This is a genomic window from Pseudomonas sp. Pseusp15 (genome assembly GCF_059492165.1).
In genome coordinates this window covers 3,975,525-3,989,044 of record NZ_CP168523.1, presented here as the reverse complement: position 1 = coordinate 3,989,044, position 13,520 = coordinate 3,975,525, and the positions used below count along the sequence as shown (strand labels likewise).

Below are 13,520 nucleotides of genomic sequence, written 5' to 3'. Positions count from 1 at the left end.
CCCTTCGCCGTTTCTGCACCGAGGACATGACCATGGCCGATCCGCTGGATAAAGCCGTTTCCAAGGCGCCCGCCACATTGGGCGAGGGCTGTTTGAGCCGCTACGATCCGGACGACCTGAGCCCCGAAGACGGCACGGAGTTTCCCGGCGCCGCCGAGTTGTGGGAGCAGTTGCAGGACGATTCCGACGATACAGCCAGGGGGGCCTGAAAAGACCCTGTGGCGATCTTTAAGCTTGCTTGAACTTCATCAACTTCTTCAGCAATGGCCGCCCGAGCATCAGCAGAAACACCGGGCCACCGACCACCAGATAGAAGTAATAAGTCACCGTCCGCCAGATCAGAATCGCTGCCGCCGCGGTGGATTTCCCCACCATCGGCGCCAGCAGCGCCGCCGATGTCAGTTCCGCCGCCCCGGCACCGCCCGGCAACAGACTGAATTGCCCCGCACTCAATGACAGCATCTGGATCAGAAAGCACCAGGCCCATTGCAAGTCCACGCCCAGCCCGCGTAATGCCAGATACAGCACGCTATACCGCAAGATCCAATGCAGGCAGGTCAGGGCAAACACCGTGATCAATGTTTGAAAGGGTAACTTCAGTGTGTCGGTGAATGCCGCCAGGAAGTGCAGGAGCTTTCGCGCCCAACGAAGCCGGGTCGCTTCCTTGACATTGAAACGGGCGAGCAACCGACCACTCAGGCGAATCAGCGAACGGTGGCAGCGAGCCATCAATACACAGCTGAACAGCCCGCCGAACAACGAGATGGCGCTGACCGTCAGCATCCATTCCAGGCGCTGACTGAGGTGCTGGAACAGTGCATAAATCAGAATCGCGCTCAGCGCGCAAAGAAAAAACAGCAAGTCGCTCAACTGGTCCATGGCGAACACGGCGCTGCCCCTGGCCGGCCGCACGCCATGGCGCGCCAACAGGGCCATGATGGTCAGCGGTCCACCACTGCCGCCGGGGGTGGCGCAATAGGCGAACTCGGCGGACATCACCACCCCGAGGCTTTTGAGTCGGCTCACCTTGTCACGCTGATCGCCCAGCAACAGGCGCAAGCGCAGGGTGTTGAGCGCCCAGCACAACAGGATCATGCCGAACATGATCAGCAGCCATTCCAACGGAAAACTTTGCAGCCGCGACCATGTCTCGCCGCCGCCCAGCAACGACGGGATGAGCACCGCAGCGAGCAGCGCGATGACCAGCAGAATTCCCCGGCTCATGCTGCGCGACCGATGGGGTCGCGTTGCAGTTTCAACCAACCGGCCTTGGTCATCGGCACACGGCCCTCGTCGAGTAAGCGCTTGAGCGTTTGCAGCCAATACTGACGCGAGAACTCATGGCGCATGTCCACCGGGTGCAGGCCGAGACGAATCACCGGCGCCTGGCACCAGCGCTGTTCGCGTTGATCGCTGACGATTTTCGACAGGCCACGGCGCCAGGCGCTGCGTGCGCTCCAGACCAGGCCTGGGGCATCGATCGCAGTGAAATCCGGCAAACGATACAGGTGCTGCGAATCGCTGGTGTAGCGCAGCGGTAACTGACGCAACGCCTGACGGGTGCCTTCGCTCATCAGCCAGGCGGGGGCGACAAAGCCTTCGAGCGGCCAGTTGTAGCGATGGAATACCTCGATTCCGGCGCGCAGGCGGGCGAGGGCGGCGTCTAGAGGCAGGTCATAGAACTCGCCTTCATGGGTATAGATCCGGCGCATGAACCAGTCTCGGGGAGTGGTGGGAATCGGCCCTTCATCGCAATGGTAGTAACCGTGCAGTACCAGTTCGTCGCCGCGAGCGACGCGACGGCTCAGCAAACGTCGAAACTCCGGATGTGCGTCAAGGTCGTCATGTTTGTGGAAATTCGGCACCACCAGCCAGGTCATCGGCACTGTACCCAATGCGTCGACGGCTTCGACGAAGGCCTGGTAATCGGGCCAGGTCTGCGGTGCAACGTCGTGTAGCACCAACAACAGACTGGGTGTGTTCATGGGCTCAGCCATTGGCGATCAGCGGCCATTGCGTGCCGAGTACGGCGTGATAGTGCCCCAGCAGGCTGTGGACCACGGTGTCCCAGGCGTAATGTTGCTCGACATGTCGGCGGGCCTGTTTGCCCAACGCGGCGCTGCCTTGGCTGAACAGTTCGCGAACGGTGTTGGCCATCGCCACTGGATTGTTCGGCGCGCAGAGCAAGCCGCATTGATCGGTGACAATCTCCTGGAAAGCCCCGGCCGCCACGGCCACCACGGGAATGCCACTGGCCATGGCTTCGAGAACCACCAGGCCAAAGGTTTCCTGGTCGCCGGCATGCACCAGCGCGTCGGCGCTGGCCATCAGGCGTGCGACTTGCGCTGCCGGGCAGAATTCATCGAGGACGGTGACATTGCGCGGCACCAGGGTCGGCATCGACGAGCCCACTAGCAGCAAGTGGTAGCGACGACCCAGGCGTTTCATGCAGTTGAGCAGCACCGGCAGGTTTTTTTCCTTGGAGCCACGGCCGGCGAAGATCAGCAGGTGAGTGTTTTCATCGATGCCCAATTCGGCCCGCAGGCCTGGATCCCGAACGCTGGGGTTGAACGTTTGCAGGTCGACGCCCAGGGGCTGTACGAAAACGTTCTTCACCCCCAACCCGATCAGTTTGTCGGCCATGACCTGGCTTGGCGCCAGAACCCGGTCGAAGTTGCCGTAGAGCTTGCTGACATAAGCCTCGACATTGGGTGTAACCCAGTTGCCCATGCGATTGCTGACCAGCATCGGCAGGTCGGAGTGATAAAAACCGATTACCGGCACATCGAGTTGTCGCTTGGCGTCCAAAGCGGCCCAGGCGGTCAGGTAAGGGTCGCCGACTTCAATCAGATCGGGTTGTAAATCTCGCAGAACATTGCGCCACGGCCCGAGACGGAGGGGGAAGCGATAACCCTTGCCGAAGGGCAGGGCGGGGGCCGGAACCGTATAGACACCATCCTGTTCACTCAAATGCGCCCCTGGGATCAGCAGGCTATGGCAAATGCCGGGTTTGATGCCCAAACGACGGTGCTTGGCATCCAGATACGTGCGCACGCCACCGCTGGCAGGGGCGTAGAACATGGTTATGTCAGCGATATGCACGATGAACATCCCTCCGGGTTCGATGTGCTCCCTTTGGTTGACCTATATGAAGGATAGATGTTCGGTTGGGTTTTGCGGTGGGGGGGCGCAGCGGGATTTGCGGTGTCTGGATGGACGCCTTCGCGGGCAAGCCTCGCTCCTACACATATACCTGTGTAGGAGCGAGGCTTGCCCGCGAAGAGGCCAGTTCAGACGCTAGATACGGAAACTGCCTACCAATTGCTTCAATCGAGAAGCCTGTTGCTCAAGGTCCGAGCACGCCCGCAGGGTCGATTGCAGGTTTTCCACGCCTTCCTGGTTCAGCGTGTTGATCTCGGTGATGTCCACATTGATCGACTCCACCACTGCCGTCTGTTCCTCGGTCGCCGTGGCCACCGACTGGTTCATGCCGTCGATTTCGCCGATGCGCAACGTCACGCTGTTCAGGCGCTCGCCCGCCAGGTTGGCGATTTCCACGCTGTCCTGGCTGTGGCGCTGGCTGTCGCTCATGGTGCTGACGGATTCACGGGCGCCGACTTGCAGCTCCTCGATCATGGTCTGCACCTGTTGCGCCGACTCCTGTGTGCGGTGCGCCAGGTTGCGTACCTCGTCGGCCACCACGGCAAAACCGCGCCCGGCTTCACCGGCCCGCGCTGCTTCGATGGCGGCGTTGAGCGCCAGCAGGTTGGTTTGCTGGGAAATGCTGGTGATCACTTCGAGAATCTGCCCGATGTTCACGGTTTTGCTGTTCAGCGACTCGATGTTGGTGCTCGAAGCGCTGAGCATGCTCGACAGCTGATTCATCGCGGCAATGCTGCGATCCACCACTTGCTGGCCGTCTTCGGCCAGGCTGCGGGCATCGCTGGCCTGATTCGATGCCTGGGCGGCGTTACGGGCGATTTCCTGAGCCGCGGCGCCGAGCTGGTTGATGGCCGCGGCGACGCTGCTGGTGCGCGAAGCTTGCTGGTCGGAGTTGAACATCGACGAGTTCGAGGCCGCCACCACCCGCAAGGCCACTTCGTTGACCTGGCCAGTGGCCGAGGACACTTCGCGGATCGATGTATGAATTCGCTCCACGAAACGATTGAACGCCGTGCCAAGGACGCCGAATTCGTCCTGATTCTGGATGGTCAGGCGTTTGGTCAGGTCGCCTTCACCGTCGGCGATGTCTTCCATGGCGCGGGTCATCACGTGCAGCGGCTGGATCAACAGGCGGATCAGCATGCCCAGCAAGCCAATGATGATGGCCACTGCAATCAGGGTCGCGATGATCGCCGAGGTGCGGAATTCGCTGAGCATGGAGAAGGCTTTGTCCTTGTCCACCGACAGGCCGATGTACCAGTTGACCGACGGCAAGCCTTTGATCGGGGTGAAAGAGACGATGCGGGTTTTGCCGTCGACGTCTACTTCAGTGAAGTTGCTGCTAATGCGTGGGGTATTTTTCGGGTACGCCTCGCTCAGGGACTTCATCACCATGGCTTTATCCGGATGAACCAGGATCTTGCCGTCGGCGCTGACCAGAAAGGCATAGCCCATGCCGCCGAAATCACGCGCGATCAGGGTGTCGATCAGGGTTTGCAGGCTCAAGTCACCGCCTACCACCCCCACGCTTTTCCCCGACTTTTTCGAAGCGGTGGCAATGGAGATGATGGTTTGACCGGTCGCCGCATCTACATAAGGTTCGGTCAGCGTCGAGCCGTTGCTGTTTTCCGCGCCTTTGTACCAAGGGCGAACTCTGGGATCGTAGCCGTCCGGCATCTTGGAGTCCGGGCGGTTGATGAAGTTGCCGCTGGCATCACCCAGGTATCTGGCCATGAAGGTCGATGCCAAAGCATTTTGTTCAAGCAGACTGACGACGTTGGATTGTTCGGGGTTGATGGCAATGTTTTGAGCGAGGTTCTCTATCAGCAGGATACGACCGGCGAGCCAACTCTGGATGTTGTTGGCGGTGACGTCTCCCATCTCGGTGAGATAGTTATCCAGATCTTCACGAATCGCATTGCGCTGCAAATAGTCGTTGTACAGCGTGAAGGAGGCGAAGGCGGCAATAACGATCAGGGCGGCGGCAAGCAGTATCTTATGGCTGAAGCGCAGATTTTTATTCATGGCTTGGGGGTCCGCTAAAGTCTTAATGTCCAGGGCGTGCTTTTATAAAGGCACGCAAATTGGGCAGTGTTGAAAGTAAGCTGATAGTTCCGTCTCTCCTTAGGGAATTACCGACGCTATTTTCAGTCTGGTCTCTCGGTTGTTATCGGCCATGCAGGATCAAAGATTAACCATGGGTGACAAAATGCCTGACTCATCGCAACTCGTTATCGGCGCTGACCTCGCTGGCCAGCCAATCGCCCAGGCCATGCGCCTGGCGAACCGTCACGGTTTGGTAGCGGGCGCTACCGGGACCGGTAAAACCGTTACGTTGCAGCGCCTGGCCGAAGCGTTCAGCGATGCAGGCGTGGCGGTGTTCGCGGCGGATATCAAAGGCGACTTGTGCGGCCTGGGCGCCGCCGGTAACCCTCAAGGCAAGGTCGCGGAGCGGATCGCCGGCATGCCCTGGCTGAACCATAAGCCTCAGGCGTATCCGGTAACCCTGTGGGATATTCACGGTCAGTCCGGTCATCCATTGCGCACCACCTTGAGCGAAATGGGGCCGTTGCTGCTCGGCAGCCTGCTGGAGCTGACCGACAGTCAGCAGTCGGCACTTTATGCCGCGTTCAAGGTGGCCGACCGCGAAGGGCTGTTGCTGCTGGATTTGAAGGATTTGAAGGCGCTGCTCAATCATCTGCGCGATAACCCCGAATTGCTGGGCGATGACGCCGCGCTGATGACCACCGGTTCCAGCCAGGCACTGTTGCGCCGTTTGGCGACGCTGGAACAGCAGGGCGCCGAAGCGTTGTTCGGTGAACCGGCACTGCAACTGGAAGATATTTTGCAGCCGGCGATGGACGGTCGCGGGCGCATCCACTTGCTCGACGCCAGCCGTCTGGTGCACGAAGCACCGAAGGTCTACGCGACGTTCCTGCTGTGGTTGCTGGCTGAATTGTTCGAGCAACTGCCGGAACGCGGCGATGCCGATAAACCGCTGCTGGCGCTGTTTTTCGACGAGGCGCACTTGTTGTTCGCCGGTACGCCCAAGGCGTTGCAGGATCGCCTGGAACAAGTGGTGCGGCTGATCCGTTCGAAAGGCGTGGGCGTGTATTTCGTCACCCAATCGCCGGGGGACTTACCGGATGATGTGCTGGCTCAGTTGGGCCTGCGTGTTCAGCACGGCTTGCGCGCGTTCACCGCCAAAGAGCAGAAATCCCTGCGTGCAGTGGCCGAGGGCTTCCGGCCGAACCCGGCATTTGATGCCTTGTCGGTGTTGACTGAGCTGGGCATCGGCGAGGCGTTGGTCGGCACCTTGCAGGACAAGGGCACACCGGAGATGGTCCAGCGTGTACTGGTCGCACCGCCGCAATCGCGGATCGGTCCGCTGACCGAGACTGAGCGCACGGTGCTGATTGCCGGTTCGCCGTTTAAAGGGCGATATGACAAACCGGTTGATCGCGAATCGGCCTATGAAGTGCTGATGGGGCGCAAGGGGTTGGCGCCGGAGCCTGAAACCGCGCCGGGCAAACCTGCCCCCGAAGAGCCGAGTTTCACCGAACAGGCCGGGGAATTCCTCGGTACGGCCGCAGGACAGGCGCTTAAATCGGCGATGCGACAGGCGGCCAATCAATTGGGCCGACAACTGGTACGCGGGTTGATGGGGTCATTGCTTGGGGGCAGTAAGCGCCGCTAGCGAGTGTACGCAGTCAAAATGTGGGAGCGGCGGTGTGGCGCTCCCACATTAAATTTGAGTCAGGATTTAGGTTTTGCGTGCGCCGCAAGGCGCTCCAGCGCCGCCCTTAGATTCGGGTCGGTAATCCCGTCAGCCGTCGCCTGAATGGTCGCCGCGGCATCCGTCGACAAATCCATGGTATGCCCAGCCGCTCCTTGCTGAACGGTCGGTGGCTGCACCTTGAACAGGATCCGCGTCAGGCTGGCGAACTCGTCGAACAGCTGTAACTGGCGTTGCAGACGCTTTTGTTGATAACGCAGGCGGGTGGCCCAGTGACCGTCGGTGACAATCAGCAATAAACTGCCTTCGCGCCACGACGCCACATGGCAATGCTCGCGGGCGGCCGGTTGCAGCTGGCTTTCCACCAGACGTTGTAAATGACCCAGGCGTTGAGCGTGGCCAAAGATGGCTTTCAGCGGTTTGGCTTCGCGAAGCAGAACGGCGGGTGCTCTGGCCGTGAGAGGGCGAAATGCCATGATCGAACACCTGAAGTAACAGAACGGCCATGGTAACAGAAAGCACCCGCTGGTCCCGACCCATTGCTTTACGAGCGCTTTACCCATTAAATCAACGAGTAACTTGTACCCTCAATGGGTTGAAGTTCAGTAAAAAGCCCTTATTTTAAGTGAGCCCCGTCACAGCGCAGTGCATGCATCGTGGAATAACGCCACTTTCCTCACCATCGTTTCCGGGTAGAATGCTCGTTCGCATGCGGCCATGAGGGCTGCACGGGCGACTCACGGGGCCGCCCTCCATCCCTTTAGTGTGGAAGATCCTGCCGATATGTTTGCGCCTTTGTTAAAGAAACTTTTTGGAAGCAAGAACGAGCGTGAAGTCAAACGCATGCTCAAGACGGTGCAGCTCGTCAATGCCTTCGAAGAGCAAATGGTGGCCCTTTCGGACGATCAATTGCGTGCCAAGACCAACGAGTTCAAGGCCCGCCTCGCCAAAGGGGAAACCCTCGACAAGCTGCTGCCAGAAGCCTTTGCGGTCGCCCGCGAAGCCGGTAAGCGCGTCATGGGTATGCGCCACTTCGATGTCCAGCTGATCGGCGGCATGACCTTGCATGAAGGCATGATCGCGGAAATGCGTACCGGTGAAGGCAAGACCCTGGTGGCAACACTGGGCGTTTACCTCAACGCGCTGTCCGGCAAGGGCGTGCACGTTGTGACGGTGAACGACTACCTGGCCCGTCGTGACGCCAACTGGATGCGTCCGCTCTACGAATTCCTTGGCATGACGGTCGGCGTGGTCACGCCATTCCAGCCACCGGAAGAGAAGCGCGCCGCTTACGCCGCCGACATCACCTACGGCACCAACAACGAATTCGGTTTCGACTACTTGCGCGACAACATGGCGTTCAGCATGGAAGAAAAATTCCAGCGCGAACTCAATTTTGCCGTGATCGACGAAGTCGACTCCATCCTCATCGACGAAGCCCGTACCCCGCTGATCATCTCCGGTCAGGCCGAGGACAGCTCCAAGCTGTACATCGAGATCAACAAACTGATCCCGCAGCTTGAATTGCACATCGAGGAAGTCGAAGGGGAAGTCACCAAGGCCGGCCATTACACCATCGACGAGAAGACCCGTCAGGTCGAACTCAACGAAGCCGGTCACCAGTTCATCGAAGAAATGCTCACCCGCGTCGGCCTGCTGGCTGAAGGCGAGAGCCTGTATTCGGCGCATAACCTGGGCTTGCTGACTCACGTCTATGCCGGCCTGCGTGCGCACAAACTGTTCCATCGCAATGTCGAGTACATCGTGCAGGACGGTCAGGTGGTGCTGGTCGACGAACACACCGGCCGTACCATGCCGGGTCGCCGTTTGTCCGAAGGTCTGCACCAGGCCATCGAAGCCAAGGAAAACCTGAACATCCAGGCCGAGAGCCAGACCCTGGCGTCGACCACGTTCCAGAACTACTTCCGTCTGTACAACAAGCTGTCCGGCATGACCGGTACCGCGGACACCGAAGCGTTCGAATTCCATCAGATCTATGGCCTGCAGGTCATGGTCATCCCGCCGAACAAGCCGTTGGCGCGTAAAGACTACAACGACCTGGTGTTCCTGACCGCCGAAGAGAAATACGCGGCGATCATCGGCGACATCAAGGAGTGCATGGCTCAGGGCCGTCCAGTGCTGGTGGGTACCGCCACCATCGAAACGTCCGAGCACATGTCCGGCCTGCTTCAGAAGGAAGGCATCGAACACAAGGTTCTGAACGCCAAGTTCCACGAAAAAGAAGCCGAAATCATCGCTCAGGCCGGTCGTCCGGGTGCACTGACCATCGCCACCAACATGGCCGGTCGTGGTACCGACATCCTGTTGGGCGGTAACTGGGAAGTGGAAGTGGCTTCGCTGGAAGACCCGACCCCTGAGCAGATTGCCCAGATCAAGGCCGACTGGCAGAAACGTCACCAGCAAGTGCTGGAGTCGGGCGGCTTGCAGGTGATCGCTTCCGAGCGTCACGAATCGCGTCGTATCGACAACCAGTTGCGCGGTCGTGCCGGTCGTCAGGGCGACGCCGGTTCCAGCCGTTTCTACCTGTCGCTGGAAGACAGCCTGATGCGCATCTTCGCCTCTGACCGGGTGAAGAACTTCATGAAGGCGCTGGGCATGCAGTCCGGTGAAGCGATCGAGCACCGCATGGTGACCAACGCCATCGAGAAGGCTCAGCGCAAGGTTGAAGGCCGCAACTTCGACATCCGTAAGCAGCTGCTTGAGTTCGACGACGTCAACAACGAACAACGTAAAGTGATCTATCACATGCGTAACAGTTTGTTGGCCGCCGACAACATTGGCGAAACCATTGCCGATTTCCGTCAGGACGTGCTCAACGCAACCGTCAGCGCACACATTCCGCCACAATCGCTGCCTGAGCAGTGGGACGTGTCCGGTCTGGAAGCGGCGTTGCAGAGCGACTTCGGTGTGGCGCTGCCGATCCAGCAATGGCTCGACGAAGACGACCACCTGTACGAAGAAACCCTGCGTGAGAAGCTGCTCAACGAACTGATCGCCGCGTACAACGAGAAAGAAGACCAGGCCGGTGCCGAAGCACTGCGCTCCTTCGAGAAGCAAATCGTACTGCGCGTGCTCGACGACCTGTGGAAAGACCACCTGTCGACCATGGATCACCTGCGTCACGGCATTCACTTGCGTGGTTATGCGCAGAAGAACCCGAAGCAAGAGTACAAGCGCGAGTCCTTCACCTTGTTCTCCGAGCTGCTGGATTCGATCAAGCGCGACTCGATTCGTGTGCTGTCGCACGTTCAGGTGCGCCGCGAAGATCCGGAAGCCGAAGAGCAACGTCTGCGTCAGGAAGCCGAGGCGCTGGCTGCGCGCATGCAGTTCCAGCACGACGAAGCGCCTGGCCTGGAGCAACCGGAAGTGTTGGGTGAAGAGATCGATGTAGCTCTCGCCACCGCACCGGTTCGCAACGAGCAGAAGCTGGGCCGTAACGAGCTGTGCTACTGCGGCTCGGGCAAGAAGTACAAGCATTGCCACGGGCAGATCCAGTAAACCCCGTTTCAAACGCTGAAATACCCGCGCCGCGACCGGCTTCTGCCGTCGCGGCGTTTTGCCATTTAAACCACCGTCCATCGCACTGACGGTGACAACATTTTTTAAGGAGCGCATTCATGGCTGTTGGTCTTGGTCCTTTGCCAACGTTGCACCCGGTTGCCGGTTTTGAACTCGGTATCGCCTCGGCCGGTATCAAGCGCCCGGGGCGCAAGGATGTCGTGGTCATGCGCTGTGCCGAAGGTTCCACAGTGGCGGGCGTGTTCACCCTGAACGCCTTTTGCGCCGCTCCTGTGATCCTGGCCAAGCAACGCGTGCAAGGTCCGGTACGTTACCTGCTGACCAACACCGGCAATGCCAACGCCGGCACCGGCGAACCAGGCCTGGCCGCCGCCGAGCGCACCTGCGCCAAGCTGGCTGAGCTGACCGGCGTTGATGCCAGCCTGGTGCTGCCGTATTCCACCGGCGTGATCGGCGAACCGCTGCCGGTCGAGAAAATCGAAGGCGCGTTGCAAGCTGCCCTCGATGATTTGTCGGAAAACAACTGGGAAGCTGCCGCCACCGGCATCATGACCACCGACACCCTGCCCAAGGGCGCCAGCCGTCAGTTCCAGCATGACGGCGTGACCATCACTGTCACCGGCATCAGCAAAGGCGCGGGCATGATTCGCCCGAACATGGCGACCATGCTCGGTTACATCGCCACCGACGCCAAAGTCTCCCGCGAGGTGCTGCAAAACCTGCTGCTGGACGGCGCCAACAAGTCGTTCAACCGCATCACCATCGACGGCGACACCTCGACTAACGACTGCTGCATGCTGATCGCCACCGGCAAGGCCGCACTGCCGGAAATCACCCGTGCCGAAGGCGAGCTGTTCGCCAAGTTGAAACAAGCGGTATTCGAAGTGTGCATGGACGTAGCCCAGGCCATCGTGCGTGACGGCGAAGGCGCGACCAAGTTCGTCACCGTTGAAGTCAACGGCGGCGGCAATCACCAGGAATGCCTGGACGTCGGTTACACCGTGGCCCACTCGCCGCTGATCAAGACTGCGCTGTTCGCCTCCGACCCGAACTGGGGCCGCATCCTGGCCGCTGTAGGCCGTGCCGGTGTACCGAACCTGGACGTGAGCAAGATCGACGTGTTCCTGGGCGAGGTGTGCATCGCCAGCCGTGGCGCGCGTTCTGCCACCTACACCGAAGCCCAGGGCGCGGCGGTGATGCAGCAGGAAGAAATCACCATCCGCATCGAGCTGGGTCGCGGCGATTGCAGCGAAACCATCTGGACCACCGACCTGTCCCACGAATACGTGAAGATCAACGCCGAGTACCGCACGTAAGACAGATCGCTTTCGCGGGCAAACCTCGTTCCTACAGGTCACACCACCTGTAGGAGCGAGCGGTGCGGCGATCCGACTTGCCCGCGAAGACGGACCACCAGACGCTAAAGATTCTGGCTTGTACTCTTACCAAAAGGCGCCCGAACATGAGCCTCCACCTGATCATCGGCGACAAACTGTATTCTTCCTGGTCCCTGCGCGCCGCGCTGGCCCTCGACCTGACCGGCGCGTCCTACACCGAAGAACTGATCAAGCTGAACCAGCCGGACACCCGCGCACGCGTGCTCAAGCATTCGCCGACCGGGAAAGTCCCGCTGCTGAAAAGCGAACACGGCACCATCGCCGATTCGCTGGCGATTGCCGAGTACCTGGCCGAGCAATTCCCCGATGCCGGCCTCTGGCCCAAAGACACCGCCGCCCGAGCCCAGGCGCGTTCGGCTTGCGCGCAGATGCACAGCGGTTTCTTCGCCATGCGCGGCAACATGCCGTTCGACCTGAGCCACAATGCGCCGTTGTTGCCGACTCCGCCTGACGTTCAGGCCGAGATCGAGCGCATGCTGGCGTTGTGGGCTGAATGTCGTGCGGCCGCGACTGAAGCCGGCCCGTTCCTGTTCGGTGGCGCGACCCTGGCCGATGCGTTTTTCGCACCGATCGCCGTCCGCCTGCGCACCTATCAAGTGAAGCTGCCCGAGGTCGATGCAGCCTATGTCGAAACCATTTACCAATGGCCAGCTTTCAAGGCCTGGCAGAAGGCAGGTCTGGAGGAGGTCGGGCAGTGAAACGAGTACACGTGGCCGCGGCGGTTATCCGCGATAGCAACGGCAAGATCCTCATCGCCCGGCGTGCCGACACCCAGCATCAGGGCGGCTTGTGGGAGTTCCCCGGTGGCAAGGTCGAGGATAACGAATCCGTCGAAACCGCCCTGGCCCGCGAGCTTCACGAAGAGTTGGGCATCGTGGTCAATACCGCGCGACCGTTGATCAAGGTTCGCCACGACTACCCGGACAAGCAGGTGTTGCTGGATGTCTGGGAAGTCTCGGCGTTTACCGGCGAACCCCATGGTGCTGAAGGTCAGCCTTTGGCCTGGGTGACGGCGCGGGAACTGCTGGACTACGAGTTTCCAGCCGCCAACCAGCCGATCGTCTCGGCAGCACGCTTGCCTGGCGAGTACCTGATCACCCCGGACGGTCTGGAAACCCCGGCCTTGCTGCGCGGTATTCAGAAAGCCATCGCGGGCGGCATCAAGCTGATTCAGTTGCGTGCGCCCAATGGCTATGACCCGCAATACCGCGATTTGGCGGTGGACGCGGCAGGGCTGTGTGCCGGCAAGGCGCAGTTGATGATCAAGGGGCCGTTTGAATGGCTGGGGGACTTTCCGTCCGCCGGCTGGCACATCACTGCCGCGCAGTTGCGCAAGTACGCGGCGGCCGGCCGACCGCTACCAGCGTCGCGCTGGTTGGCGGCGTCCTGCCACAACGCTGAAGAACTGGCGCTGGCCGAGCAGATGGGCGTGGACTTTGTGACCCTGTCGCCGGTGCAGCCGACCCAGACGCACCCGGATGCTCAGCCGCTGGGTTGGGAGCTGGCGTCGACTTTGATCGAAGGCTTCAGCAAACCGGTGTTCTTGTTGGGTGGTGTTGGCCCGGTAGAGCGGCAGAAAGCCTGGGAAGCGGGCGCGCAGGGTGTGGCGGGGATTCGGGCGTTCTGGCCTGAGGCTTGATTTGCAGTGCTGTGATCATTCCCACGCTCCGCGTGGGAATGATCAG

The 13,520-nt window shown here is 60.4% G+C and carries 11 protein-coding genes and 1 pseudogene; 6 read left to right on the top strand and 6 right to left on the bottom strand.

Annotation, left to right across the window (positions count from 1 at the left end; genetic code table 11):
- Positions 1–32 precede the first annotated feature (32 nt).
- On the top strand, positions 33–209 hold the full coding sequence (locus tag ACEN8R_RS18150) for a hypothetical protein (protein ID WP_258613212.1): 177 nt from the start codon (positions 33–35) through the stop codon (positions 207–209).
- A gap of 19 nt (positions 210–228) precedes the next feature.
- Here ACEN8R_RS18150 and gpgF read toward each other — a convergent pair whose 3' ends face one another.
- From gpgF to ACEN8R_RS18125, 5 genes and pseudogenes are all read right to left on the bottom strand, one after another.
- Positions 229–1,224: a glucosaminyl phosphatidylglycerol flippase gene (gene gpgF / locus ACEN8R_RS18145; RefSeq protein WP_495624242.1), complete on the bottom strand. Its 996-nt coding sequence runs from the start codon at positions 1,222–1,224 to the stop codon at positions 229–231.
- Positions 1,221–1,997 (bottom strand): N-acetylglucosaminyl phosphatidylglycerol deacetylase, encoded by a 777-nt coding sequence (gene gpgD / locus ACEN8R_RS18140; protein WP_495624241.1) that lies wholly within the window; start codon positions 1,995–1,997, stop codon positions 1,221–1,223. Before gpgD ends, gpgF begins: the two co-directional genes overlap by 4 nt.
- Positions 1,990–3,111 carry an N-acetylglucosaminyl phosphatidylglycerol synthase gene (gpgS, locus tag ACEN8R_RS18135; protein ID WP_018926521.1) on the bottom strand — a complete coding sequence of 374 codons (1,122 nt, stop codon included), beginning with the start codon at positions 3,109–3,111 and terminating at the stop codon, positions 1,990–1,992. Before gpgS ends, gpgD begins: the two co-directional genes overlap by 8 nt.
- Positions 3,112–3,297: 186 nt before the next feature.
- Positions 3,298–4,062: a methyl-accepting chemotaxis protein gene (locus ACEN8R_RS18130; protein WP_425439644.1), complete on the bottom strand. Its 765-nt coding sequence runs from the start codon at positions 4,060–4,062 to the stop codon at positions 3,298–3,300.
- A gap of 93 nt (positions 4,063–4,155) precedes the next feature.
- Positions 4,156–5,187 (bottom strand): annotated as a pseudogene (locus ACEN8R_RS18125) (HAMP domain-containing protein); the annotation flags it as partial.
- 184 nt (positions 5,188–5,371) lie between these two features.
- Between ACEN8R_RS18125 and ACEN8R_RS18120 the strand changes: the two are divergent.
- On the top strand, positions 5,372–6,859 hold the full coding sequence (locus tag ACEN8R_RS18120; RefSeq protein WP_064621202.1) for a helicase HerA-like domain-containing protein: 1,488 nt from the start codon (positions 5,372–5,374) through the stop codon (positions 6,857–6,859).
- Positions 6,860–6,918: 59 nt separating this feature from the next.
- On the opposite strand, the gene ACEN8R_RS18115 is transcribed toward ACEN8R_RS18120, so the two are convergent.
- A complete protein-coding gene (locus ACEN8R_RS18115) occupies positions 6,919–7,374 on the bottom strand; it encodes a DUF721 domain-containing protein (protein ID WP_018926518.1) in 456 nt (151 codons plus the stop codon).
- Between the two features lie 307 nt (positions 7,375–7,681).
- On the opposite strand from ACEN8R_RS18115, the gene secA reads away from it, so the two are divergent.
- From secA to ACEN8R_RS18095, 4 genes are all read left to right on the top strand, one after another.
- Positions 7,682–10,417, top strand: coding sequence for a preprotein translocase subunit SecA (gene secA, locus ACEN8R_RS18110; RefSeq protein WP_018926517.1), 2,736 nt, complete (start codon positions 7,682–7,684; stop codon positions 10,415–10,417).
- Positions 10,418–10,536: 119 nt separating this feature from the next.
- The gene (argJ, locus tag ACEN8R_RS18105) at positions 10,537–11,754 is read left to right on the top strand and encodes a bifunctional glutamate N-acetyltransferase/amino-acid acetyltransferase ArgJ (protein ID WP_019581492.1); all 1,218 of its coding nucleotides are present in this window, start codon (positions 10,537–10,539) and stop codon (positions 11,752–11,754) included.
- Positions 11,755–11,900: 146 nt separating this feature from the next.
- A complete protein-coding gene (locus ACEN8R_RS18100; protein ID WP_019581491.1) occupies positions 11,901–12,533 on the top strand; it encodes a glutathione S-transferase family protein in 633 nt (210 codons plus the stop codon).
- Positions 12,530–13,474 carry a Nudix family hydrolase gene (locus tag ACEN8R_RS18095; protein ID WP_258613217.1) on the top strand — a complete coding sequence of 315 codons (945 nt, stop codon included), beginning with the start codon at positions 12,530–12,532 and terminating at the stop codon, positions 13,472–13,474. The genes ACEN8R_RS18100 and ACEN8R_RS18095 overlap by 4 nt, the downstream gene beginning before the upstream one ends.
- The last annotated feature ends 46 nt before the right edge of the window (positions 13,475–13,520 follow it).